The following is a 25,880-nucleotide window of genomic DNA, read 5'->3' on the forward strand; positions in this document are numbered from 1 at the left end:
CTATCAGTGCGCGTGCCGCATACGCAAAATGCATCCGACACGTCGGCTATACGCTGAACGCATGGATGCTTCCCTGGAGCTTCGCCACTTGCGGCACTTCGTGGCGGTCGTGGACAGCGGGAGCTTCACCGACGCCGCGATCGAACTCGGCGTCTCCCAGGCGACGGTGTCGCGGACGCTGCTCGCCTTGGAGCGGATCCTCGGCGTCCGGCTGCTGCACCGCACCAGCCGGACCGTCGAGCCGACCACGGCCGGCGTCACGGTCCTCGCCCGGGCGAGGACCTTGCTGGCCGACGCCGAAACGCTGGTGCACGAGGTCACGACCGGGCACACGCGGCTGCGGCTGGGGCACGCGTGGTCGGCGCTGGGCAAGCACACCGCGGAGTTCCAGCGGCGCTGGCACGACCGGTACCCGGACGTCGAGCTGCAGCTCGTCCGGACCAACACGGCGACCGGCGGACTGGCCGAGGGGCGCTGCGACCTGGCCGTCGTGCGCACCGCCGTCGACACGCGCCGGTACAGCCACGCGCTGGTCGGCCGCGAACGCCGGTGCGTCGCGCTCGCCTCGGACGACCCGTGGGCGCGGCGCCGCGCGATCCGGTTCGCCGAACTGGGGGAGCGCACGCTCGTCGTCGACCGGCGCACCGGCACCACGACGCCGGATCTGTGGCCGGAAGAGGCGCGGCCGGCGGTGGAGTACACGCACGACATCGACGACTGGCTGGCGGCGATCGCGACCGGGCGCTGCGTCGGCGTCACCCCGGAGGCGACCGCGGCGCAGTACCGGCGCGACGGCATCCGCTACCGGCCGCTGCGCGACGCCGGCCCGGTGCCGGTCCGGCTGATCTGGCGCCACCACGACGCCCACCCGGCGACGCACCTGGCCGCCGCCCTGCTGACGGAGCTCTACCGCACCTGACCGCGCGCCGGAGCTAGCAGGACGCCCAGCGCGATCAGCTCGGTCAGCGCCATCCCCCGTTCGACCAGGCCCAGCGGGATGAGCGTCCACCAGCGGCCGCCCTCGGCCGCGGCCACCACGACCGCGCCCAGGATCACCGCGAACCAGCCCAGCGACGCGATCGCCAGCACCCGGGCCAGCCAGCGCCGTCCGGGGGAGTCCGGGAACGCCGTGCGCGCGGCGACCAGCACCGCGAGCGGGAGCGCGACGAACGCGACCACGCTGGCGATCCGGTGCAGCGTGCCGCCGAAGTCCGCGCGCGAGACCGTGGCCCAGTCCGGCTTCGGGAAGGCCACGATGACCAGCAGCCCGACCGTCCACAGTGTTCCCAGCAGGGCCGCGGGCACGGGCAGCCGCCGCTGGCTGCGCAGGACGGCGAGTCCCGCCGCCGAGCCCAGCGCCACCAGGATCACCGCGAGGTCGAACACCCACTTGTGGTCGGACAGGCCGTATTCGCTGATCGTGCGGCGGGTCGCGCTGATCTCGTCGGTCGGCGGGATGACCTGCAGCAGCAACACCAGCGCGGCCCCGACCACGAGGGCGGCGATGCCGCTCAGCGAAACCGCGAGCGACGTCCGTCGCGCAGGGACCGTGACCATGAACCGACAGTAGCCGACCCCCGGTTGAGGTCCCGGTGAAATGTCCTTTCGGGCGGCCGAAGGTGTGAAAGCGGGGTGAAGGCTGTACGACTTACGGCGGTTACCGTAGCCGGTTTTCGTCCATTACGGTCACTCGCTACCGGTACGTCCGTGCTGTGCCGGCCTCGGTCAAGGAGGTCTTTGCCTGTGGGGAATTCACCAAGAAGACTGGTGCTGGCGGCTTCGGTCGTGGCGCTGGCGGCGGCGTTCGTCGCGTTACCGGCCGGTACCGCCGGCGCGGCCCAGAACATCCTGCGTGCCGACAAGTCGGTACCACGCTCGTGCTTCGCGAAAGTGCAGCCCAAGGGCACCGCGGGCGTCGATCGCCGCGAGCTGACGTCCACTGTGGACGGATTGGTGCAGGCCCGGCTGCGGCCGGTCCCGGGCACCGAAGGCGACTGGGACGTCGCCGTGTTCGACAAGGCGACGGGCGCGGTGGTCGCCGCCTCGACGGCGTTGCGCACCCACGAACTCGCCGAGAGCTTCGTGAAGAAGGGGCAGCAGCTCGTCGTCCAGGGCTGCCGCTACGCCGGCCCGGCCGGCCAGGCCCAGCTCGGCGTCGACTTCCTCGCGCTCACGCCGCAGGGCACGCCGACGACCGCGCAGAAGGCGCAGCTGGTCCGCGTGGAGACGCCGACGCGCGCCGACAAGAACAAGCTGACCGCCTCCGGCCTCGACGTCACGGAGAAGGGTGACGCGACCGGGGTCGAGGTCGTCCTCGCCGACGACGCGGACCGCCAGACGCTCAAGAACACGGGCTTCAAGTCGAAGGTCATCGAAGCCGACCTGTCGGCCAAGTCCGTGCAGGACGCGAAGACCGACCGCCAGTACGCCGCGACCACGGCCGCTTCGGCGCTGCCGTCCGGGCGCACGAGCTACCGGCACCTCTACGACTACAACTACGAACTGAAGGAGCTGGCCCGCAAGAACCCGGGCCTGGTCTCGGCGTTCACCATGCCGGAGTCGACGTGGGAAGGCCGCGACGTCGTCGGGATCGAGATCGCGACCGACGTCAAGAACGTCACCGACGGCAAGCCGGTCAACTTCACCATGGGCGTGCACCACGCGCGCGAGTGGCCGGCCGGCGAGCACGTCATGGAGTGGGCGTACGAGCTGATCAACGGCTACTCCCGCGACGCGGCGATCCGGAGCCTGGTCGGCAAGACCCGCAACATCGTCGTGCCGATCATCAACCCGGACGGGTTCGAGATCTCCCGCGAAGCCGAGCCCAAGGGTGACTTCACCCGGTTCGACTACGAGATGAAGCGGAAGAACTGCAACGTCAACGACTCGCCGCCGCAGTACTCCACCGGCGTGTGCAAGGCCAACCCGGCCGGCCGCCTGCGCGGCACCGACCCGAACCGCAACTACGGCGGGTTCTGGGGCGGCAACGGCGCCGAGATCGCCTGGAGCGGCGACACCTTCCGCGGGTCCGCGCCGTTCAGCGAGCCCGAGGTGCGCAACGTGCGGTCGATCGTGTCCTCGCGTCAGGTGACGAACCTGATCACGATGCACACTGTCGCGGCGCTCGTGCTGCGCCCGCCGGGCGTGGCCGACGTCCGCCCGCCGCTGGAGGAGCCGGCCTACAAGGCCCTCGGCGACAAGCTGGCCTCGCGCAACGGCTACGTCAGCGAGCCGAGCTGGGCGCTGTACGACACCACGGGCACCACCGAGGACTGGTCGTACTGGGCCACCGGTGGCTGGGGCTTCACCATCGAGGTCGGCGGCAACGGCTTCCACGGGCCGTACGCCGACAGCGTCGTGGCCGAGTACGAGGGCCTGGCCCCCGCGGCCGGGGCGGGCAAGGGCGGCAACCGGCAGGCGTTCCTGGACATGCTGGGCAACGCGGCCGACCCGCAGCAGCACTCGACGCTGATCGGCTCGGCGCCGAAGGGCTACCAGCTCAAGCTGCACAAGACGTTCCAGACGCCGACGTCACCGGTGATCCAGCCCGACGGCTCCACCAAGCCGCCGATCTACATCACCGACGACCTGAACTCGAAGCTCACCACCACCGGCGGGCGGTTCGCCTGGTCGGTCAACCCGTCGACCCGGCCGTACGTGGCCGGCCGCTACGGGCGCGACCCCCAGGGCCCGGCGCAGCAGGGCTTCGCGGTCGCCAACCCGGCCGGTGTCCCGCCGATCAACCAGAACTACCCGGCGGACGCGACGGCGGAGAGCTTCACCTTCCACGTCGACGGCCTGCCGAAGGTGGACAACGGGAAGTTCAGCGTCAACATCAACTGGGCCAACACCGCGACCGACTGGGACCTGTTCGTCTACGACGCGGCGGGCAACCTGGTCAGCTCGTCGGCCAACGGCGGCACGACGTCCGAGCACGCCGTGCTGTTCGACCCGCCGGCCGGCGACTACAAGGCCGTGGTGGTCAACTACGACCAGGCCGACCCGGCCACGGTCGACGACTGGACCGGGGACGTCTCGTTCGCGTCGCCGATCCCGCCTACGTACGGGACCAAGGAGGCCTACCAGCTGACCTGTTCGTCGCCGAAGGGCCAGCTCGTGGGCGTCGCGGACGTGTTCGTCGACCGCGGCCAGACGGTCGACGTCGGTGAGGTCTGCACCCGCTCCGCGCACGCGCAGAAGCAGCGCGCTTCGGGCGGGGCTCGGTAGCCGGTTTGTTGCTCGTGAAGGCCTCCTCGCTTCGGCGAGGAGGCCTTCACGGCGTTACGGCGAGGGTGACGCCCAAGACGACGAGGATCGTGCCCACGACGCGGTTGAGGGCCGGTTTCGCGCGGGCGTACCAGCGCTGGGTGGCGGGGGAGGAGAACAGCAGCGCCACGCTCAGGTGCCACGCGGCGGACGCGACGACGATCAGCGCGACCGCGGCGAGCTTGACCGCGGTGGGCTCGGTGGGCGGCAGCGTCGCGGTCAGCACGCTGCCGAAGAACGCCGCCGCCTTGGGGTTGGTCACGTTGCTGACCACGCCGCGCCGGAAGTTCGCCGCGTGCCCGCGGCTGCCGGGTTGGTCCGGCGGGGTGGTTGCGGGTTCTGTCGGCGGCGGCGCCTCGGCTTCCGGGTTGCCGGGCTGGTCTGGCGGGGTGCTTGGGGGTTCTGTCGGCGGCGGCGCCTCGGCTCCCGGGCTACCGGGCCGGTCCCGCCGGCGGCCGGCGACTGGATCGCCCTCGGGAGCCTCCTGCCCGCCAGAACGCGTCCCCCGTCCCGGCGCCTGCCACCACAGCCGCACGCCCAGCCAGGCGAGGTACCCGCCGCACACCACCCGCAGCGCCGTCGCCAGCCACGGAGTCCCGGCCAGCACACTGCCGAGCCCGAACACGGCGATCGCGGCCAGCACCCCGCCCGCCGCGACCACCCCGAGCGCGACCGCCACCGCCGCCCGGCGCGTCCCGGCCGCGGCGGTGTGCGCGATGAGCACGAAGTTCGGCCCCGGCGAGACGGCCGCCGGGAGGTAGGCCAGCAGCACCGTGCCCAGCGTGGCCGCGGCGGTGTTCACAGCGGACAGCCTCGCACGGCGGCCGTCAGCCCGGGCAGCGTCCCGCCGGTCTCACGCCGCCCGGCCGCCCCCGCCGACCACCTGGTCGCGCATGGTCCGCAGCGTCTGGTGATCCACTGTGGACGGATCGGCGGCCAGCCACTCGCCGATCTCGTGCAGGAACTCCTCGGGCGTCATCGGCGCCACGGGCAGGTCGCCGGGATCCGCCGTGGTCAGCTCACCGCTGCGGCTCGGGTACACGATCATCGCGCCGCGCAGCGCGACCCCGGGCAGCAGGTCGCGGTAGGCGGCGAGGCTCTCGGCGAGCCGGCTGCCGCCGCCGCGGAACGGGCGGCCGTTGCGCAGCAGCCTGCCGTCCTCGGCCGTCTCGTAGTGCCCGGGCAGCCACAGCTTCGACTCGATCAGGACCAGGCGCTTCCCGCACAGCACGGCGTGGTCGACGTCGGCGAACACCGAGCCGGGCCAGGCGAGCCCGTGGAAGATCCGCGCGCCGGGCAGCCGGGTCAGGTACGTCTCGAGCAGGTCGGCGGTGAGCCGCTCGGCCAGCTCGTCGCGTTCGCTGCCGGGGGCGCCGAAGACGGTGCGGCCGCCGAACTCCTCGGCGTAGGCCTCCCGGGCCCGGCTCGCCCGCAGGTAGCCGCGGGCCAGGCGCTGGACGAGCAGCGCGGTGCCGGCGGTGAGCAGCAGCCAGACGATGAGCACCGGCGTGCTGAACCCGACGCCGGTGACCAGCGGCAGCAGCACGAGCACCATCCCGCCCACCGCGGCGACCACCGGCGTGTGCCCGGGCCCGCGGCGGCGGCCGTGGCGCATCCGGGGGTCCTGCCCGGCGAAGTGCCACCAGCTCAGGTCTTCGGCGTCGAGTTCGGGCAGGTCGGGGACGTAGCCGGGCTCGTCGCCGAAGCGCCGCCGGGGCCGCGGCCGGACCGGGACCGGCACCACGGTCGCGCCGCCGGAGTCGTAGCGCGCGCGGGCGACGGGGTCGCCCAGGACGTCGTAGGCCTCGCGGAGCAGGCGGAACGTGCCGACGGTGCCGCCGCCGTCGGGGTGCATGGTCTTCGCCAGCCGGCGGTAGGCCGTCTTGACGTCGGCCGCCGTGGCGTCCCGGCGGACGCCGAGCACCTCGTAGTAGTCGACCTCGGGCACGCGGGCGTTCACCTCCGGATGGCTGCGCGAAGACTTTATGGGACCCGGTTTCCCGGTCTGCCACCGCCTCTTCGGCGCGTCGGGGTGATGGTCCTCCGGCGCAGGTCAGTGCGGTGTCCGAAGTTCTACCGCCCGCGGTGCTCGCGGCGCGCGGCCGGTCTCCCCGCTCCGGCCGGGCGTGTGATGGGGTGCCGGGCGGGCGTTCCGGGACGTTTGCCGTGGTCCGTGAGTGTCCACATCGGACTTCGTGTCACCCGGAAGTGTTGTCGCGGCGCGGTTTTCCGGGATGCCGGTGACTTTTCGTAGCGGGAATTCACTCGAAGAGACGCGAACACGTGTTCGAGTCGGCGGGTATCGTGGAGGCATGTCCTCCCCCAGACGTGACGGGCCCACCGCCACCCCACCTCGGCAGCGGGCCCGTCACCCCCGTCAGCGCTCGCGGAGCAGGAAGCGCTGGAGCTTCCCGCTCGCGTTGCGCGGCAGCGCGTCGATGAACCGCACCCGGCGCGGGTACTTGTACGGCGCCGCAACGGCTTTGGCGTGCTCCTGCAGGGCGTGCACGACCTCCGGGCCGGGGGTGACGCCCGCGCGCAGCACGACGAAGGCGGTCACGACCGCGCCCCGGTCCGGGTCGGGCGTGCCGACGACCGCGCACTCCTCGACGTCCGGGTGGCCGAGCAGCACTTCTTCGACCTCCGGAGCGGCGATGTTGTAACCGGAGGAGATGATCATGTCGTCGCTGCGCGCCACGAACCGGAAGTAGCCGTCCGCGTCGCGGACGTAGGTGTCGCCGGTGATGTTCCAGCCGTCGCGGACGTAGTCGGCCTGTCGCGGGTCCTCGAGGTAGCGGCAGCCGGTGGGGCCCTGCACGGCGAGCAGCCCGGGCGTGCCGTCGGGTACCGGCGTGCCGTCGAGGTCCAGGACGGCGGCGCGGAAGCCGGGTACGACGGTGCCGGTCGTGCCCGGGCGGGCGGCCTCGTCGGCGGCGGAGATGAAGACGTGCAGCATCTCCGTGCTGCCGATGCCGTCGATGAGCGGGCGGCCGACGACGTCGCGGTACCGCTCGGCCACGGCGGCGGGCAGCGCTTCGCCCGCGGAGACGGCACGGCGCACGCCGGTGAGGAGGGCGCCGTCGCCGGAGCCGAGGATCGCGCGGTAGGCGGTCGGTGCGGTGAAGAGCACGGTCACCGCGTGCTCGGCGACGATCGAGGCGAGTTCCTTGGGCGTGGCGCGTTCCACCAGGAGCACGGACGCGCCGGCGTGCAACGGGAAGACGAGCAGTCCGCCGAGGCCGAAGGTGAACGCGAGGGGAGGGGTGCCGCAGAAGAGGTCGTCCGCGGTGGGGCGCACGACGTGGCGCGAGAACGTGTCGGCGATGGCAAGCAGGTCGCGGTGGAAGTGCATCGTCGCCTTGGGGGTGCCGGTGGTCCCGGAGGTGAAGGCGAGCAGTGCGACGTCGTCGGCGGCGGTGGGCACGTCGGCGAAGGTGGCGGGGTGCCGCGCGCAGCGTTCGGCGAGCTCGCTGCCGTAGGCGACGACGGGCAGCCCGGGCGGCAGTTCGTCGAGCAGGCGCTCGTCGCACAGGGCGACCGCCGGCCGGGCCCGGTCGACGATCTTGTCGAGCTCGTGGCGCCGCAGCATCGGCATGGTGGCGACGGCGACCGCTCCGGCCTTGAGCACGCCCAGCCAGCACGCCGCCAGCCACGGCGTGTTGGTGCCCCGCAGCAGCACGCGGTTCCCGGGCACGACCCCGAGCTCGGCGGTGAGGATGTGCGCGATCCGGTTGGCGCGGGCGAGGACCTCGCCGTAGGTCCACGTCTCGTGGAGCGACCGCAGGCAGGGCCGGTCGGGTCCGAAGCGGTCGATCGCGCCGTCGAGCAGGGCGGTGGCGGCGTTGAGCCGGTCCGGGTAGTGCAGCTCGGGCAGGTCGAACAGGAGCCGCGGCCACTGCCGCCCGGGCGGCAGCCGGTCACGGCAGAACGAGTCGGTGTGAGCGCTGGGAGAAAGCCTCATCGCAACCCCTCGGGTCGACCTGCACCACGAGGAACGTAGCACTCGTTGCGACCGTCGAGAAGACGCGATGCCGGATCGATGACGGCAGCGACGAGAAAGCGATATCGCTCTGTCTACCGGGTGCGGCGCACAGTGACAGCCGCGCCGGACCGAGGAAGCTGCGCCGGTCCGCCCATGCCCGCCGCACCCCCGGGCGCCCCGCTCCGCGCCGCCGTCCTGTCCCGAGCCTGCCGCCGGCCCCGGTCCGCCCCTGCCCGGCTCGCCTCAGGGGCTTGGCCCACCCCGCCGCCCTGCTCCGGCCCAGCGCGCCCCGGCGCCCGGGTCCCGCCACGGTGCCCACGTTTCGGGCCACCGCCGCGTGGTAGCCCCCGGGCATGGTGAGTGTCGGCTACTTCCTGTCGTCCGAAGAGTTTTCGCCGCGTGAGCTGGTCCGGCAGGCCCGGCTCGCCGAGTCCGCCGGGTTCGAGCGGCTGTGGATCTCCGACCACTTCCACCCCTGGCTCGACGAGCAGGGCAACAGCCCGTTCGTGTGGTCGGTGATCGGCGCGCTGAGCGAGGTCACCTCGCTGCCCATCTCCACGGCCGTCACGTGCCCGATCATCCGCATGCACCCCGCTGTCGTGGCGCAGGCGGCCGCGACCGCCGCCGTGCAGTGCGAGGGGCGGTTCGTGCTCGGCGTCGGCACCGGCGAGGCGTTGAACGAGCACGTCACCGGCGAGCAGTGGCCGCCGCCCGCGGTGCGGCTGGAGATGCTCGAAGAGGCGATCGACGTCATCCGGAAGCTGCACACCGGCCGCGAGGTCAACCACCGCGGCCGGTACTACACGGTCGACCACGCCCGGCTCTACACGCTGCCCGACGAGCCGGTGCCGATCTACGTGTCGGCGTTCGGCCCGGCGGCCACCGACCTCGCCGCCCGCGCGGGTGACGGCTTCTGCACGGTGATGCCCGACGCGGATCTCGTGCGCAGGTACCGGGAAACGGGCGGCGGCGGCAAGCCGGTGCAGGGCGGGCTGAAGGTGTGCTGGGCGGAGTCCGAAGAGGACGGTGTCCGCACGGCGCACCACCGCTGGCGCAACGAGCTCCTGCCCGGCAAGCTCCCCTCGACGCTCCCGACCCCGGCCGACTACGCGGCGGCGGCGAGCCTGGTGACCGAGGAGATGGTCCGCGAGCAGTTCCCGTGCGGCCCGGACGCCGATCGGCACGTCGCAGCGGTGCGCGAGTTCGCCGAGGCCGGGTTCGACGAGGTGTACGTCCAGCAGATCGGCCCGGACCAGGAGAAGTTCTTCGAGGCGTGGCGAACGCAGGTGCTGCCCCGCCTGTGACTCAAGGCGCGACGGTGGCGTCCGGCTGGTTCGCGCGGCGCAATGCCTCCGCCACGAACCCGTTCGCCTTCAGCTCCTCGACCAGCTCGTGCAGGAACGCCACCGTCGCCGGGGCGCGGTCCGGGGTGGTGCCGACGGCCTGCCGGATCTGCATGAACCGCTCCGGGAGCACCCGCGTGCCCGGGTGCGCGGCGGCGTAGGCGGTCATCGGCTGCCGGATCCCGGCGGCCACCTCCAAACCCTGCTCCTCGAACACGGCCACGCCGTCCGAGCCGCGCACGACCGTCGCGTGCTCGAGGGTCCGGGTCAGGTACAGGTCGTACGCCGATCCCTGCTTCACACCGACGCGGACGCCCGGCTGGTCGACGTCCGCGGGCGAGGCGAACGCAGAACCTTCCGGAACCACGTACACGCCCTCGATGACGACGTACGGCGCGGTGAACGCCACCGAAGCCGCCCGTGCCGGCTCGATCGCCAGGAAGCACAGGTCGGCCGCGCCCGAGGTCAGCGCCTCGAACGACTTGCGGGCCGCGTCGAAGCAGACGAACTCCACCGGCACGTCCAGCCGCGCGGCCACTTCGCGCGCGATGTCGACGGTGACGCCGCCGGGGGCGTCCGGCGTGCCGTGCGCGAGCACCGGGTTGCCGAGGTTGACGGCGGCACGCAGCACGCCGGTGGGTGCGAGGTCGGCGGCGAGGTCTCCCATGACCGGCGAGGGTAACGGCGGGGGCCGCCGGGAGAGGGGCGAATGTTGCTCACGCCACCGGCGGCCCGTCCGCCGTCGTCAGCTCGAACGCCGTCTCCTGGTGGTAGACCTCGCCGGGCCGGAGCACGGTGCTCGGGAAGTCCGGCCGGTTCGGCGAGTCCGGGAAGTGCTGCGCCTCCAGCGCGAACCCCGCGTGGGGATCCCCCAGGTGGTTGCCCGAGTAGAACTGCAGGCCGGGCTCGGTCGTCCACATCGTGAGCAGCCGCCCGGACGACGGCTCCCAGACGCGGGCGGCGAACGGCGCACCGTCGTCGAGGACCCAGTTGTGGTCGTAGCCGTCGCCGATCGCCAGCTGGGGGTCGGGGTCGCCGAGCCGGGCGCCGATCGCCGTCGTGCGGCGGAAGTCGAACGGCGTGCCGTCGACCGGTGCCGGGTCGCCCACCGGGATCAGGTCCTCGTCGACCGCGCAGTAGCGGCTCGCGGCGAGCGCGAGGGAGTGGTCGTGCACGGTTCCCGCGCCGGCCAGGTTCCAGTACGTGTGGTTGGTCAGGTTGACGACCGTCGGCGCGTCGGTGGTCGCGCGGTAGGTGATGCGCAGCCGGTCGTCGAGGCGGTAGGTCACCTCGGTGGACAACCGGCCGGGGTAGCCCTGGTCACCATCCGGGCTCACCAGGGTGAGCCGCACGCCGTCGGGGACCGGAGCAGCCGACCACACCCGCGTGTCGAACCCGCCGGGGCCGCCGTGCAGGCTGTTCTTCCCGTCGTTCACCGGGACGCGGTGCAGGACGCCGTCGAGGGTGAACGCGCCGCCGGCGATCCGGTTGGCGTACCGGCCGATCACCGCGCCCAGGAAGACCCGCGGGGCGCCCGGCCGGTTGTTCGCGACGTAACCCTCGAGGCCGGGGTAGCCGAGGACGACGCCGGCCGGTCGCCCGGACCGGTCCGGCGCTTCGAGCGACTGGATGACGCCGCCGTAGTCCAGCACGCGGACGGTGATCCCGGCCCGGGAAAGGGTGTAGCGGTGGACGTCGGTGCCGCCGGCGCGGCCGAAGAACTCCCGGGTGAGTTCGGTACGCGGCATCGGCGGCCTCCCCATTGTTAGCGCTAACAGCATGCGGGAGGCGGGCCGCACGGTCAAGGGGTCAGTGCTCGCCCGGCGGCTGCGTGCCGAGGAGCTGGTGCGCCCGCAGCGTCATCTGGATCTCCAGCCGCTGCGCCGGATCCGCCAGCCGGTCGCCGAAGAGGTCGCTCAGCTGGCTCACGCGGTAGCGGACGGTCTGCGGGTGCACGCCCAGCGCCTGCGCGATGTCCGGCGTGTTCCCGTTGTGCTCCAGCCAGCTCAGCAACGTCTCGGCGAGCCGGACCTGCTGTTTCACCGTCAGGCCCGAGAACGGCGCCAGGGTCTTGGCCGACAGCTCGTCGAGCAGGAACCGGTCCGCCAGCAGCCAGTGCGTCGCCAGGTGGTCGGCCGTGCGCGTCACCGAGCGGTCGCCGATCAGGCCGCGGCGCAGCAGATCGAGCGTGCGCCGGGCCCAGAGCGCCGACGTCGCCGCGTCGGCCGGCCGCACGCGGGGCCCGACCGCCGCGCGCCAGCCCGGCAGGCGGCCTTCGAGATCCCGCAGGTCGCGGTCCGGGTCGGGGGTCAGCAGGCACGGTTCGGTGCCTTCGAGGTCGAGCAGGACGTCGCCGGCGACCTGCGGTGCCGGGGCCAGGTGCTGCTCGTCCCGCGGGTCGAGCGCGACGACGGTGACCCACTCCGGCATGACCCAGTTCGCGGCCTTCGCCATCGTCACGAGCGTCGCCGGCGACGACGGCGGGCTGGCCAGGAGGAGCTCGAGCAACCGCCGCCGGCGGCGTTCGAGCGTGCCGGTCGCCATCGCCTGCGCCAGCGTGTACCCCTCGACCGAGTACGACGAAATCTCGTCCACGTAGGCGAAGATCGCCTCCGCGCCGACGCAGAGCACGGCCGCCGGGAAGCGGTGGGCCTGACCCAGTTCCGCGATGTACCGCCACGCCGCGCGCCCGCCCGCGCGGTAGGCGGCCTGCAGCGAGTTCAGGCTGCCGCCGTCGTGGTGGACGCGCTTCCCGACCTCCCGGAAGAGCTTCGGCCAGTTGTCCTCTGTGGACGGCAGGTCGTCGATGCTGTCGATGCAGCTGAGCACGGCCTGTTCGATCGCCAGCACGATCATCTTCCCGAACTCGCCTTCGAGGGGCTTGGCGTATTCGGGCACGGCCCGCTGGACCTCTTCGAGGATCCGCCGGGACAGGGGATCGGCGTGCGGGCGGAACCGCCGCGCGACTTCGGTGGGCAGCGAACACCACAGCTGCCGGGCGCGGCCGGTGCCGCGGGGGTGCGGGACGGTGATCGTCCGGGTCATGGGCACCCCTTTCCGCTTCGTCGCGGACGCCATGTACTCACACGGAAACGCCGATTGGCAACGCCTTCCCCGCCTGCGCACCCGGTTCTGTCACGCGGGGACCAATGGCGGTGCGGTGATTTGTCACGCGTCCGACAAACGGCGGAACACTCACCGCGGCAAGGGTTTTCCCGATTCGATTTGTGAGCCCGATCCGTATCTTCACGAGCCATTCGGTTGTTAGCGTGATCAACCATGCGCGGCGGGAGAACGGGATGACGAGGGTCGTTTCCTGGTGTTTCCGCCACGCCGTCGTGGTCGTCGCGCTGTGGCTGACGGCGCTGGCCGGGCTCGGTTTCGCCGCGCTGCACCAGGGTGCGGACTTCCGCGACACGGTCGACCTGCCCGCCGCGGACAGCACCGCGGCGGCGAAGCTGCTGCACCGCACCGGGAGCGAAGAAAGCGTCGTCGTCCAGGCCCTGGACGGCCCGGTCGACCGCGGCGCGGGCCGCGTGGACCTCGAAGCGTTCGCCGGCCGCCTGGCGGCGCTCCCGCACGTCGTGGCGGTCGGCCCGCCGCCCGGCCGGGTGTCGCCCGACGGGCGGACCGCGGTGCTGACCGTCCGCTTCGACGCGCCGGCCACGACCCTCGGGCCGGACGTGGCGGACGCCTTCGCCGACGTCGTCCGCGACGCCCGCGGCCTCACCGCCGGCGCGTCGGGTGAGCTCGCCGCGATGACCGCGGGCGCGCCGGACCTGGGCAACGCCGGGATCGGCCTGCTCGCCGCGGCCCTCGTGCTGTTCGTGACGTTCCGGTCGCTGACCTGCGTCCTGCTCCCGGTCCTGGCGGCCTCGGTGTCCGTCGGCTGCGCGCTCGCCGCCGTCACGCTCCTGTCGCACGTCCTGACCGTGCCGACGATCAGCACGGAAATCGCCGCGCTGCTGGGCCTCGGCGTCGGCGTGGACTACGCGCTGTTCGTGCTCACGCGCTACCAGCAGGGCCGCCGCGACGGCGCGGATCCGGCGGCCGCCCTGGCCGTCGCGGCGGCGACATCGGGCCGGAGCGTGGTGTTCGCCGGTGTCACCGTGTGCGTCTCGCTGGCCGGGATGCTGACGGTCGGCCTGCCGTTCCTCGACGGGATCGCCGTCGCCGCCGCGGTTTCGGTGCTGCTCACCGCGTCGGCCGCGCTGACGCTGCTGCCGGCGTTGCTGCGGCCGGCGGCCCGGCGGATGCGGATCCCGGCCGACGGCGGCGGCCGCGGCTGGACCCGGCTCGCGCGGTCGGTGACCCGGCGACCGGGTCCGTACACGCTCGCCGCGCTGCTGGTGGTAGCCGTCCTCGCGCTGCCGATGACCGGCCTGCGGCTCGGCGTCCCGGACGCCTCCCTCGACCCGCCCGGCAGCGTCACGCGCACCGCCGCGGAGCTGCTGCGCGACGGCTTCGGCCCGGGCGCGGGCGCTCCGCTGCTGGTGGTGGGCACGGGAGACGCGTCGCTCGGCACGCTGCGCGAGGCGCTGCTCGCCCGCGCCGAGGTCGGGCCGCCCGCCCCGCTGCCGGGCGGCGGCTGGCTGCTCACAGCGACCCCGCGCACCGCGCCCGACGACCCGGCCACCACCGAGCTGCTGCGCTGGACGCGGGCGATGGCCACCACGGTCGCCGGCCCGGACACGCACGTCGGCGGCCCCGTCGCCGCCCGGGCCGACTTCTCCGCGGCCGTCACCGCGCGGCTGCCGCTGTTCCTCTTCAGCGTCGTCGGCATTTCGGTCCTGCTGCTGGCCTGGGTGTTCCGCAGCGTCGTGATCCCGCTGACCGCGGCGGTGATGAACCTGCTGACCGCGGCCGCGACGACCGGCGCGGTCGTCTTCGCCTTCGGCGCGCCGATCGAGCCGTACCTGCCGGTGTTCCTGTTCGCCGGGCTGTTCGGGCTGTCGATGGACTACGAGGTCTTCCTCATCGCGCGCGTCCAGGAGGCGTGGCGCCGCCGCGGCGACACCCGGGCCGCGGTCGTCGACGGCGTCGCGGCGACCGGCCGGACCATCACCGCGGCCGCGCTGATCATGGCGCTGGTGTTCGTGGCGTTCGCCTTCGTGGACGCCCGGGTCGTGCGGGAAGCCGGCGTCGGGCTGACGGTCGCCGTGCTCCTCGACGCGGTCGTCGTCCGGTGCGTGCTGGTCCCGGCGGTGATGGCGTGGTTCGGCGAGGCCAACTGGTGGTTCCCGCGCCGCCGGCCGGCTCCGGCCGCGCGTGAGCTGGTGGGGAGCGGGCGATGACGCGGCGGACTCTGGTGCTGATCGCGCTTGGCGCGTTCGTGACGACGCTGGACAACACCATCGTCGCGGCCGGCGCGCCGTCGATCGGCCGCGACCTCGCCCTGGACCTCGGCGCGCTGCAGTGGGTCGCCCTCGGCTACATGCTGCCGTTCGCCGGGCTGCTGCTGGTGGCGGGCACGCTGATCGACCGCTGGGGCCGTCGTCCGGCGCTGCTCGCCGGGCTGCTCGCGTTCGGGCTCGGCGCGGGCGCCGGCGGGGTGGCGACGTCGGCCGGCGTGCTGGTCGCCGCCCGGGTGCTGCAGGGCGCGGCCGCCGCGTTCCTGGTCCCCGGACTGCTGAGCCTGCTGCGGACCAACCTCGACGCGCGGGGCCGGACGCTCGGCGCCGCCGTCTGGACGGCGTGCCTGGCCGCCGCGCTCGCGCTGGGCCCGGCGCTCGGCGGCCTGCTGAGCGAATACCTGGGCTGGGGCTGGATCTTCTTCGTCAACCTGCCCTTCGTGGCGGCGATGCTCGTCCTGGTGCCGGGGACGGTCCCGCGGGGCCGGGATCCGGACGGTCCGCGACCGGCCGCCGGACCGCTGACCGTCGTGACAGCGAGCCTGGTCCTGCTCACCGCGGCGCTGGTGGAGCTCGGCGAGCACCCGCGGACCGCCGTGGCGCTGCTGGCCGCCGGGGTCGCGCTCGGCGCGGTGTACGTGCTGCGCGAGCGGCGGGCACCGGTCCGGCTGGTGCCCGCCGAGCTGACCGGCAACCGGGTGTTCGCCGGCTCGCTCGTCGTGCAGGTGCTGTGGGGCCTCGGGATCTCGGGCATCGTCTTCTTCACGCCGTTGCTGCACCAGGACTTCCTCGGCCTCGACCCGGTGCGGGCCGGGCTGCCGCTGGCGCTGGTCGCGGTCGCGGTGGTGGCCGCGACGCCGCTGGTCCCGGCGGCGGTCGCCCGGCACGGTCCACATCGGACGGTCGCCGCCGGGCTCGGCGTGGTCGCGGCCGGGCTGCTCGCGCTCGCCGTGGTCGACCACGTCCCGGCGGTGTTCCCGCGGATCCCCGGGCTGGTGCTGATCGGCGCCGGTTCCGCGTTCACGACGCCGCTGACCTCGCACGCACTGGACGTCGTGGCCGAACGGCAGGCGGGCACGGCGTCCGGGCTGCTCACGGCGTCCCGCGAGCTTTCGAGCGCGCTGGGGGTCGCGGTGATCGGGGCCGTCCTGACGGCAGTGCGGACGGTGCGGCTCGACGCCGGTGCCACGCCGGGACCGGCGCTGGCCGCGGGCTACACCGCGGGGCTGCTCGTCGCGGCCGGGTTGACGCTCGCCGGCGCGCTGCTGGCCGTGCGCGTGTCGAGGCGGCGGTCCGCCGGGACCTCGTCGCCGCGTGACAAACGGGCGGTGCCGTAATCCGTGTGCCGGTGAGTGTCGCAATTCGCTTGATTGACAACCGCCCGCGCGCAGCTATTCACTGCGCCGGTAAACGCTCTCTGCGAGGTGCCATGGAAACCATTTCCCCGCCGGTTCCCGTGACCGGGGCCGAATCGACGGCCTCACTGGCGAGCCTGCTCGGCCAGTGGGCGCGGGTGCTCGGCGACGAGGTCGCGCTGACCCACGTCGACCACCGCGCTCACGCCGACGGGCGGGCGGTCACGCTGACCTGGCGCGAACTCGACGACCGGGTCGGCACGGTCGCCGCGCGGTTGAGCGGAATCGCGGCGCCGGGCGAGCGCGCGGCGGTGCTGGCCGGGCAGTCCGTCGACTACGTCGTCGCGTTCCTCGGCGCGATCCGGGCGGGGCTGATCGCCGTGCCGCTGTTCGCCCCCGGCCTGCCCGGGCACGCGGGCCGGCTGGCCGCGGCGCTCGCCGACTGCGCGCCAGGTGTCGTGCTCACCACGACCGGGGACATCGACGCGGTCCACGCCTTCCTCGCCGATTCGGCCATCGGGCCGGACGTCGTCGCCGTCGATGCCCTGGCCCCGGCCGAACCCCGGGACTGGCCGGCACCGGATCCCGACGCGACGGCGTACCTGCAGTACACGTCCGGATCCACCCGCACGCCCGCCGGTGTGGTGCTGACGCACCGCAACGTGCTCGCCAACGCGCGTCAGGCGTGCACCGCCTACGGCGCCGAAAGCCGGACCACCTCGACGGTCAGCTGGCTGCCGCTCTTCCACGACATGGGCCTGATCCTCGGCATCGGCGCGCCGATGGCCGGCGGCCTCGCGTCGGTGCTGATGGACCCGCTGGCGTTCCTCGAACGGCCGTCACGCTGGCTGCGCGCCCTCTCGGCGAGTCCCGGCGCGATCAGCGCGGCGCCCAACTTCGCCTACGCCTACTGCGCTTCCCGGGTGTCCGAAGCGGACAAGAGCTACCTGGAGCTGAGCCGGGTCGTCTCGCTCATCAACGGCAGCGAACCGGTGCTGCCGGCCACGATCGCGAAGTTCCAGGACGCCTTCGCCGGGTGCGGGCTGCGGCCGGAGGTGCACCGGTCCTCCTACGGCCTGGCCGAGGCCACCGTGCTGGTTTCCGTGTCCGAAGCCGGGAAACCGGCCCGGCAGGTGACGTTCGACCGCGACCGCCTCGCCGCCGGGTTCGCGGTGCCCGCCGCGTCTGGGTCGACGCTCGTTTCGTGCGGCCGGCCCGCCGGGCAACGGGTGCGGATCGTCGATCCCGGCACCGGCGAACCGGCTGCGCCGGGCGAGGTCGGTGAGATCCGGGTCAGCGGCCCGAACGTCGGCCGGGGCTATTGGGGTCGCGACTCGTCGGCGACGTTCGGGCTGCCGCCGCTGGACCCGGACACCGGCGAAGGGTGGCTGGCGACCGGCGATCTCGGCGTCGTCTTCGAGGGCGAGCTGTACGTCACCGGGCGGCTGAAGGACCTGGTCGTCGTCGATGGGCGCAACCACTACCCGCAGGACATCGAGCAGACGGCCGAGGAGCACGCCGGCGTCCGGCCGCACTCGGCCGGGGCCTTCGCGATCGGTACCGACGAGGGGGAAGCCGCCGTGATCGTGGTGGAACTCGCGAAGAACTCCGAAGTCGACGTCGCCGGGCTGACAGCCGCGCTGCGGGCGGCGGTGTCGGCCGGACACGGCCTGGGCCTGCACGACGTCGTGGTCCTCCCGCCCGGCGAGGTGCCGCGGACGTCCAGCGGCAAGATCAGCCGGGCGCGCTGCCGGAAGTCCTACCTGGACGGTTCGCTGACCGGGCGGCGGCTCGGATGACGACGTCCGGCGCGGTGCGCGCGTGGCTGCTCGCCCGGCTCGGTCCGGTGGACCCCGACCGGCCCTTGCACGAAACGGGACTGTCCTCACGGGACGCGACGGCCCTCGCGGCCGATCTCGGCGAGTTCGCCGGGCGGCCGCTGGACGTCACCCTCGTTTGGCAGTACCCGACGGTGAACGCGCTGGCCGAGTACTTGTCCACAGAGGACACAACGGCGGTTTCCCGGACGACGCCGGTGGAAGAGGAGCCGATCGCGATCGTCGGCCTCGGCTGCCGGCTGCCGGGCGGGATCGACTCGCCGGAAGCGTTCTGGAAGTTCCTCGACACGGGGAGCGACGGCGTCGGCGACGTCCCGGAAGGACGGTGGGAGACGTTCGCGCCGGCCGGCGAGCTGGCGGGGCTGCCGCTGCGAGGCGGGTTCCTCGACGACGTCGCCGGGTTCGACGCGGAGTTCTTCGGCATCACGCCGCGGGAGGCCGAGGCAATGGACCCGCAGCAGCGGATCCTCCTGGAGGTCGCCTGGGCGGCGCTGGAGCACGCCGGGATCCCGCCGTCGGGGCTGCGCGGCAGCCGGACCGGGGTGTTCGTCGGGCTGTCGGCCACCGAGTACGGCTCGCTGACGATGACCGACGTCGCCGGCGTCGACGTCTGGTCGGGAACCGGGGCGGCGGCGAGCATCGCGGCGAACCGGCTGTCGTACCTGCTGGACCTGCGCGGACCGAGCCTGACGCTGGACACGGCGTGCTCGTCGTCGCTGGTCGCGGTGCACCAGGCGATGCAGAGCCTCCGGCGCGGCGAGAGCGAGCTCGCGCTGGTGGCCGGGGTGAACGTGCTGCTGTCGCCGGGCATCACCGCGGGCTTCCAGCGCGCCGGGGTACTGGCCGCGGACGGCCACTGCAAGCCGTTCGCCGCGGCCGCCGACGGCATCGCCCGCGGCGAGGGCTGCGGAGTGGTCGTGCTGAAGCCGCTGCGGGCGGCCCGCGGCGACCGGATCCTGGCGGTCCTGCGGGGCAGTGCGGTGAACTCCGACGGCCGGTCCAACGGCTTGACCGCCCCCAATCCTTTGGCCCAGGCGGACCTGCTGCGTTCGGCTTACGCTTCCGCGGGGGTGGATCCGTCCTCTGTGGACTACGTGGAGGCGCACGGAACGGGCACGCCGCTGGGGGACCCGTTGGAGGCGGGCGCGCTGTCGGCGGTGCTCGGGCGCCCGGCCGACCGGCCGTTGCTGCTGGGATCGGTGAAGAGCAACCTGGGCCACCTCGAAGGGGCCGCGGGCATCGCGGGATTGCTGAAGGTGGTGCTCGCGATGACGCATCGGCGGGTGCCGCCGAGTCTGGGGTTCCGCGAGCCGAACCCGCACATCGATTTCTCGGGGCTGCGGGTGGTGACGTCGCCGACGGAGTGGCCACGCTATTCGGGCACGGCCCGGGCGGGGGTGTCGGCGTTCGGCTTCGGCGGGACGAACGCGCACGTCGTGGTCGAGGAATGGCCGGCGGCGGCGTTCCCGGTGCGGGTACCTCCGGAGATCGCGGGGCCGGCGGTGTTCGCGCTGTCGGCCCGGTCGGACGAGGTGCTGCGGGCGCGGGCGGGGGAGCTGGCGGAGTGGCTCGAGGGTGCTGCGGCGGTACCGCTGGCTGCGGTGGCCTCGACGCTGGCGCATCGGCGGGAGCACTTGCCGGTCCGGGGTGCGGTGGTGGGGGAGAGCCGCGCCGAGGTGGTGGCGGGGCTGCGGGAGCTGGCCGCGGGCCGGGGCTCGGTGGGCGGTCTGCCGCAGCTTGTCGTGAGTGAGAAACAGTGTTCTAACCCTGTTCCTCACTCACGACCCCCGGGTGTGGTGTTCGTCTTCTCCGGCTACGGCTCCCAATGGGACGGCATGGGCCGCGCCTTCCTCCGCACCGAACCCGCCTTCCAGGCCGAAGTCGAAGCGCTCGATCCCGTGTTCCGCGCCGAACTCGGCTCCTCCCTTCGCGACCTCCTCGAAGGCGAACCCGGCGACCTGGCCACCACCCAGCTCGCCCTCTTCGGCATGCAACTCGCCCTCGCCGGGCTGTGGCGCGCCCACGGGGTCACGCCGGCCGCCGTGGTCGGGCACTCCATGGGGGAGGTTGCCGCGGCCGTGGTCGCCGGGGCGCTCGACCCCGCCGATGGCCTGCGCGTCATGGCCACCCGCGCGCGGCTGCTCGCCGAGCTCGACCAGGGTGGCGAAGGCGCCATGGCCGTCGTCGAACTGTCTCCTCGGGAACTCACCCGGTTCCCCGAGGTCACCGTCGCCGTCTACGCCTCTCCCACCCAGTGCACCGTCAGCGGCGCCGCCGACCAGGTCGACGCCCTCGTCGAGCACGCCGAACGCCTGGGCCGGCTCGCCCGGCGGCTCCCCGTCGGCGGTGCCGGGCACTCCGCCGCCGTCGATGCCGTGCTCGGCCGGTTCCGCGTCGAGATCCAGCCGCGTGACCCCCGGATTCCCTGCTACACCACGGTTCTGGACGATCCACGTGAGACACCGGCTTTCGACGTCGGGTACTGGGCCGCGAACCTGCGCCGTCCGGTGCGGTTCAGCCAGGCCCTCGCCGCCGCGGCCGAAGACGGGCACACCGTCTTCGTCGAAGTCTCCCCGCACCCCGTCGCCCTCGCCGCCGTCGAACAGACCACGGGCGAACCAGCGCTGCCCTCCGCGAGCCGGAAGGCCGACGAACGGACGGCGTTCCTGACCAGCCTCGCCCGGCTCCACGTGACCGGCCGCCCCGGCGCGCTGGCCGCCCGTCCCCGGACGGCACACGTCGACCTGCCCGGCCCCGTCTGGCGCCACCGGCGGTTCTGGCCGAACCGCCGGACCCGGACCGACGGCGGCCACCCGCTCCTGGGCGTCCACATCGAACACCCGGACGGCGACCTGTGGCGGGGTGACGTCGGCACCGAAGCGCTGCCGTGGCTGGCCGACCACACCGTGCGCGGGAAGCCGGTGTTCCCCGCGACCGGCTTCCTCGAACTGGCACTCGCCGCCGCGCCGGGCCGCCGCGTCCGGGACCTCGAACTCCGCGAAGTCCTCGAACTCGGCGAACACACCGAGGTGACGACCGGCCTGACCGGCACCGAGTTCGGCGTCCACGCCAAGACCCGAGGTGACTGGGTCCGCCACGCCACCGCGCGGATCGAGCCCGGCGGCAGTCCGTCGGCGCCGTTCGGCGAGGTCACCGGCGAGCCCCTGGACCTCTACCGCGTCCTGGCCGAGCTGGGCCAGGACTACGGCCCGGCCTTCCGCGGCCTCCGCAACGTCGTGGCCGGCGACGGGAAAGCGTCCGCCTCGATCGTCCAGCCCGACGATCACCCCGCCTACCGGCTGCACCCCGCGCTCGCCGACGCCTGTCTGCACGCGCTCGCCGCCGCCGTCGGGGACGCCGACGCCCTCTACCTGCCGCTCACCATCGGCGAGGTGGTCCTGGCCGGGGAGCCCCGCCGCGGGGTGCGCGTGGACGCCGTCCTCACCTCGCGGGACCCGTCCGGGGACGGGCTGCTCGGCAGCGTTCAGCTCGTCGACGCCGACGACGTCGTCCTGGTGGAATTCCGCGACGTCTACTGCCGCCGCTACCGGGACGCGGCGCTGGACCGGCTGCTGTACGAGGCCGCGTGGCAGGAGGCGGACCTCCCCGCCGCGCCGGAACGGCCGGAGCGCTGGATCGAGCTCACCGAAGACACCCTCAAGGACCAGCTGCCGGAAAACCCGACCGCGGTGCTCGTCCACCTCGGCAGCCACGACAACCCCGATCCGGACCGGGCCGGGAACCTCGTCGGGACGCTGTCCGAGGTCGTCGCCGAGCTGGCCGAACTGCCCGAGCCGCCCAGGTTGTGGCTGGTCACGGCCGGGGCGCACAGCGTCGAACCCGGCGAGCGCGGCGATCCCGACCTGGCCGCGTTGCGCGGGTTCGTCCGCGTGCTCGCCTTCGAACACCCCGAACTCCGCGTCAGCGTGGTCGACTTCGACGCCGGACCGGACCCGGCCCGGCTGTGGGTCGGGCAGCTGCGCGACGAGGTCCGCGCGGACGGCCCCGACGACGAAGTCGCCTGGCGCGAAGGCGTCCGGTACGTGCGGCGGCTGGTCCGCCCCGAGCCGGGCGCCCCGGTGCGCGAGCCGGTCCGCGACGGCGCCTACGTCATCACCGGCGGGCTCGGCGGGCTCGGCCTCGTCGCGGCGAAGTGGCTGGCCGAGCGCGGTGCGACGCGGGTGGTGCTCAACAGCCGGCGCGCCACCCCCGCGCCGGACCTGGGGATCGACGTCCGCGTCGTGGCCGGCGACGTCGCCGGGCCCGGCACGGCCGAAGCGCTGGTCGCGGCGGCCGTCGACGGTGGCGTGCCGCTGCGCGGGGTGCTGCACGCCGCCGGGGTCCTCGCCGACGGGGCCGCGATCAGCCTGGACGCGGGCGCGCTCGACGCCGTCTGGCGGCCGAAGGCACTCGGCGCGTGGCGGCTGCACGAGGCGACCGCCGGGCACGACCTCGACTGGTGGCTCGTGTACTCGTCGGCCGCCGCGTTGTTCGGCTCGCCCGGTCAGGCCGCGTACGCCACCGCCAACGCCTGGGCCGACGCCCTGGTCGCGTGGCGGCGGGCCCAGGGCCTCCCGGCGGCGACGATCGGGTGGGGTGCCTGGGGTGAGGCCGGCGCCGCGGCCGGGTCGCGCAACCCGGTGCTCGAGCCGCTCGGCACCGAGGAAGCGCTGTCCGCGCTGGACGCCGTCCTCGCGCGCGACCGCCAGGCGACCGGCATCGCCCGCCTCGACGCCGAAACGGTGCTGGACCTGTTCCCGCGCCTCGCCGAACGGCCGTTCTTCGGCCTGTTCGCGCCGCGCCCCGGACCGTCCACCTGGGACGGATTGGACACGCTGCGGAAGGCTTCGCCGGAAACCGCCCGGAAGGCGATCGCCGACCACCTGGCCGGGCTCGTCGCGGGCGTCCTGGGCTACCCCGACGTCGAACGGGACGTGCCGCTCACCCGGCTCGGCCTCGACTCGCTGTCGGCGATGCGCGCCCGGGGCGCGGTCGAACGCGACTTCGGGCTGCCGCTGCCGATCCCGCTGCTCCTGCGCGGCGCCAGCCTGGCCGAGCTCGCCGCGCACCTCGCCGAACAGGCCGGCTTCGGACCGGCCCGAGCCGAGCCGGTCACCGCCGGGCCGCGCGACCCCGCCGAGCGGTGGGTGGCCCGGCACTGGCGGGCCGAGCTGGGCGGGGCGGAACCCGGGGTGCACGACGACTTCTTCGCCGTCGGCGGCGATCCCGAACGCGCGCGCCGGTTGCGAGCGGTCTTCGCGGAGCAGCTCGGCGCGGTGCCACCGGTGGAGCGGCTGTTCGCCACGCCGACCGTCGCCGCGCAGGCGGACCTGCTGCGCGCGGAGCTCGAAGGCCACGGCGGCGGCCCGGTGCGGCTGCTGCGCGACGGCGTCGCCGAGCCGCTGTTCCTGTTCCACCCGGCCGGCGGCCCGACGAGCGTGTACCGCGAGCTCGTCCGGCTGCTGCCGGAGGGGCACCCGGTGTACGGGCTGGAACGGATCGACGACGAGGACACCGTCGAGGCCAAGGCCGCGTGCTACGCCGAGCTGATCCGCGAGATCCAGCCGCGGGGCCCGTACCGGCTGGGCGGCTGGTCGTTCGGCGGCTGCCTCGCCTACGAGACGGCCCGGCGGCTCGACGGGCCGGTCGACGTCGTGGTCCTGATCGATTCGATCCTGCCGCTGCCGGCGGCCGGGAAGCCGGCGGACCTGCTGCTGGACCGCTTCGACCGGTTCGCCGAGCACATCTGGCGGACCTACGGCGTCCCGTTCGCGATCCCGCGCGCCGAACTGGCCACTTTGGACGAAGACACGCAGATCCGCCGGGTGATGCAACGCCTCGCCGAACAGGTCCCGGACCTGGGCGCCGGCGTCCTGCGCCACCAGTACGAGTCCTATGTGGACGCCCGAGTCGCGGAACGGTACGCGCCGGAGCGGTACGACGGCCGGGTGTTGCTGCTGCGGGCCCAGGACCCGCACCCGCTGACGACCACTTTGGACCCGCGGTACCTGCGCACGGACGACACCCTGGGCTGGGACGCGTACTGCGCGGACCTCGAAGTCGTCCGGGTGCCGGGCGACCACGTCTCGATGATCGACCCGCCGCACGTGGCGGCGGTGGCCGCGGCGCTCGCGGCCCGGCTCGGAGCAGGGGTGCGGTGATGGACGAACTGATGCCGACCACGGCGTTCCGGATCGCCGATCTCGAGGCGCGCCAGGACGAAGCCGTCCGGATCGCCGAGAAGCGGGCCGTCGACCGCCAGCACGCCAAGGGCAAGCTCACCGCGCGCGAACGGATCGGGCTGCTGCTCGACCCCGGCTCGTTCGTCGAGCTGGACCAGTTCGCGCGGCACCGGTGCGCGGAGTTCGGCATGGACGCCAACCGGCCCTACGGCGACGGCGTCGTCACCGGGCACGGGACGGTCGACGGGCGGCAGGTCTGCGTCTTCTCCCAGGACTTCACCGTCTTCGGCGGCAGCATGGGCGAAGTCTCCGGCGAGAAGGTCCTCAAGGTGATGGACCTGGCCATGTCGCTCGGCTGCCCGGTCGTCGGGATCAACGACTCCGGCGGCGCGCGCATCCAGGAGGGCGTCGTTTCGCTGGCCTACTACGCGGAGCTGGGGCGGCGCAACGCCCACGCGTCCGGGGTCATCCCGCAGATCTCGATGATCATGGGCCCGTGCGCGGGCGGGGCCGTCTACGCGCCGGCCATCACCGACTTCACCGTGATGGTCGACGAAACCTCGCACATGTTCGTCACCGGCCCGGACGTCGTGCACGCGGTGACGGGTGAGCGCGTCACCGCGCAGGAGCTGGGCGGCGCGGCGGTGCAGAGCGAGGTCGCGGGCAACGCCCACCACCGGGCCGCCGACGAGCGGGACGCGATCGAGTGGGTGCAGACCCTGCTCGGCTACCTGCCCGCGAACAACCTCGACCCGGCGCCGGAGTACGCCGACGACACCAGCACGGTCGTCACCCCCGCCGACCTGGAGCTGGACCGGCTGGTGCCCGACTCGCCGAACCAGACCTACGACATGGCCGAGCTGATCGTCCGGCTCGTCGACGACGGCGAGTTTTCCGAAGTCCACAGCGCCTTCGCGCCCAACATGATCTGCGCGTTCGCCCGCGTCCAGGGCCGCACCGTCGGTGTCGTCGCGAACCAGCCGCGGCACCAGGCCGGCGTGCTCGACATCGACGCCTCCGAGAAGGCCGCGCGGTTCGTGCGCTTCTGCGACGCTTTCTCGATCCCGTTGCTCACCCTCGCCGACGTCCCCGGCTACCTGCCGGGCAGCGACCAGGAACGCGGCGGCATCATCCGCCGGGGCGCCAAGCTGATCTACGCCTACTCCGAGGCCACCGTGCCGAAGGTGACGGTGGTGGTCCGCAAGGCCTACGGCGGCGGCTACGCGGTGATGGGCTCCAAGCACCTCGGCGCCGACGTCACCCTCGCGTGGCCCACCGCGGAGATCGCGGTGATGGGCGCGGAGGGCGCGGTGCAGGTGCTCTACCGCCGTGAGCTGGCCGAGCTGCCGCCGGAGCGGCGGGCCGCGGCGCGAAGACGGCTCACCGAGGAGTACCGCAAGCGCCACACCGGCCCGTACCTGGCCGCCGAACGCGGCTACGTCGACCAGGTCGTGACGCCGTCGCAGACCCGGCTGCAGGTCGCGCGCGCCCTGAAGACCCTGCGGACCAAACGGCAGACCCTGCCGGCCAAGAAGCACGGAAACATCCCCCTGTGAAGGAGAC

Annotated in this window: 15 protein-coding genes; 8 read left to right on the forward strand and 7 right to left on the reverse strand. The window is 73.6% G+C overall.

Annotated features, from left to right (window positions below):
• Positions 1 to 61: 61 nt before the first annotated feature.
• Positions 62 to 919, forward strand: coding sequence for a LysR family transcriptional regulator (locus tag ACERZO_RS05275; protein ID WP_372662538.1), 858 nt, complete (start codon positions 62 to 64; stop codon positions 917 to 919).
• Here ACERZO_RS05275 and ACERZO_RS05280 read toward each other — a convergent pair.
• Positions 907 to 1,557, reverse strand: a complete 651-nt coding sequence (locus tag ACERZO_RS05280) for a DUF998 domain-containing protein (RefSeq protein ID WP_372662541.1) — start codon at positions 1,555 to 1,557, stop codon at positions 907 to 909. The two genes, ACERZO_RS05275 and ACERZO_RS05280, sit on opposite strands and share 13 nt — an antisense overlap.
• Positions 1,558 to 1,767: 210 nt before the next feature.
• Here ACERZO_RS05280 and ACERZO_RS05285 point away from each other — a divergent pair, with 210 nt between their 5' ends.
• Positions 1,768 to 4,227 carry a M14 family zinc carboxypeptidase gene (locus ACERZO_RS05285; protein WP_372662544.1) on the forward strand — a complete coding sequence of 820 codons (2,460 nt, stop codon included), beginning with the start codon at positions 1,768 to 1,770 and terminating at the stop codon, positions 4,225 to 4,227.
• Between the two features lie 46 nt (positions 4,228 to 4,273).
• Here ACERZO_RS05285 and ACERZO_RS05290 read toward each other — a convergent pair whose 3' ends face one another.
• The 3 genes from ACERZO_RS05290 to ACERZO_RS05300 form a co-directional block, all read right to left on the reverse strand.
• Positions 4,274 to 5,068, reverse strand: a complete 795-nt coding sequence (locus tag ACERZO_RS05290) for a LysE family translocator (RefSeq protein WP_372662547.1) — start codon at positions 5,066 to 5,068, stop codon at positions 4,274 to 4,276.
• 51 nt (positions 5,069 to 5,119) lie between these two features.
• Positions 5,120 to 6,214: a J domain-containing protein gene (locus tag ACERZO_RS05295; RefSeq protein WP_372662551.1), complete on the reverse strand. Its 1,095-nt coding sequence runs from the start codon at positions 6,212 to 6,214 to the stop codon at positions 5,120 to 5,122.
• Between the two features lie 429 nt (positions 6,215 to 6,643).
• Positions 6,644 to 8,227 (reverse strand): AMP-binding protein, encoded by a 1,584-nt coding sequence (locus ACERZO_RS05300; RefSeq protein WP_372662554.1) that lies wholly within the window; start codon positions 8,225 to 8,227, stop codon positions 6,644 to 6,646.
• A 374-nt stretch (positions 8,228 to 8,601) separates the two neighbouring features.
• Here ACERZO_RS05300 and ACERZO_RS05305 point away from each other — a divergent pair, with 374 nt between their 5' ends.
• Positions 8,602 to 9,552: a TIGR03557 family F420-dependent LLM class oxidoreductase gene (locus ACERZO_RS05305; protein WP_372662557.1), complete on the forward strand. Its 951-nt coding sequence runs from the start codon at positions 8,602 to 8,604 to the stop codon at positions 9,550 to 9,552.
• Position 9,553: 1 nt separating this feature from the next.
• On the opposite strand, the gene ACERZO_RS05310 is transcribed toward ACERZO_RS05305, so the two are convergent.
• The 3 genes from ACERZO_RS05310 to ACERZO_RS05320 all read right to left on the reverse strand — a co-directional run bounded on the left by ACERZO_RS05310 (position 9,554) and on the right by ACERZO_RS05320 (position 12,636).
• On the reverse strand, positions 9,554 to 10,258 hold the full coding sequence (locus ACERZO_RS05310) for a transporter substrate-binding domain-containing protein (protein WP_372662559.1): 705 nt from the start codon (positions 10,256 to 10,258) through the stop codon (positions 9,554 to 9,556).
• A gap of 49 nt (positions 10,259 to 10,307) precedes the next feature.
• Positions 10,308 to 11,339 carry an aldose epimerase family protein gene (locus ACERZO_RS05315; RefSeq protein ID WP_372662562.1) on the reverse strand — a complete coding sequence of 344 codons (1,032 nt, stop codon included), beginning with the start codon at positions 11,337 to 11,339 and terminating at the stop codon, positions 10,308 to 10,310.
• A 61-nt stretch (positions 11,340 to 11,400) separates the two neighbouring features.
• On the reverse strand, positions 11,401 to 12,636 hold the full coding sequence (locus ACERZO_RS05320; RefSeq protein WP_372662565.1) for a helix-turn-helix domain-containing protein: 1,236 nt from the start codon (positions 12,634 to 12,636) through the stop codon (positions 11,401 to 11,403).
• A gap of 254 nt (positions 12,637 to 12,890) precedes the next feature.
• Here ACERZO_RS05320 and ACERZO_RS05325 point away from each other — a divergent pair, with 254 nt between their 5' ends.
• The 5 genes from ACERZO_RS05325 (at position 12,891) to ACERZO_RS05345 (ending at position 25,873) form a co-directional block, all read left to right on the forward strand.
• Positions 12,891 to 14,885: an MMPL family transporter gene (locus ACERZO_RS05325; protein WP_372662568.1), complete on the forward strand. Its 1,995-nt coding sequence runs from the start codon at positions 12,891 to 12,893 to the stop codon at positions 14,883 to 14,885.
• Positions 14,882 to 16,279 (forward strand): MFS transporter, encoded by a 1,398-nt coding sequence (locus tag ACERZO_RS05330; protein WP_372662571.1) that lies wholly within the window; start codon positions 14,882 to 14,884, stop codon positions 16,277 to 16,279. The genes ACERZO_RS05325 and ACERZO_RS05330 overlap by 4 nt, the downstream gene beginning before the upstream one ends.
• Positions 16,280 to 16,371: 92 nt before the next feature.
• On the forward strand, positions 16,372 to 18,096 hold the full coding sequence (locus ACERZO_RS05335; protein WP_372662574.1) for a fatty acyl-AMP ligase: 1,725 nt from the start codon (positions 16,372 to 16,374) through the stop codon (positions 18,094 to 18,096).
• Positions 18,093 to 24,296 (forward strand): beta-ketoacyl synthase N-terminal-like domain-containing protein, encoded by a 6,204-nt coding sequence (locus ACERZO_RS05340; RefSeq protein ID WP_372662577.1) that lies wholly within the window; start codon positions 18,093 to 18,095, stop codon positions 24,294 to 24,296. The genes ACERZO_RS05335 and ACERZO_RS05340 overlap by 4 nt, the downstream gene beginning before the upstream one ends.
• A complete protein-coding gene (locus ACERZO_RS05345; RefSeq protein WP_372662581.1) occupies positions 24,296 to 25,873 on the forward strand; it encodes an acyl-CoA carboxylase subunit beta in 1,578 nt (525 codons plus the stop codon). Before ACERZO_RS05340 ends, ACERZO_RS05345 begins: the two co-directional genes overlap by 1 nt.
• Positions 25,874 to 25,880: the final 7 nt, after the last annotated feature.

The sequence above is a fragment of the Amycolatopsis kentuckyensis genome, assembly GCF_041679295.1.
In the GTDB taxonomy this organism is placed as follows: domain Bacteria; phylum Actinomycetota; class Actinomycetes; order Mycobacteriales; family Pseudonocardiaceae; genus Amycolatopsis; species Amycolatopsis kentuckyensis_A.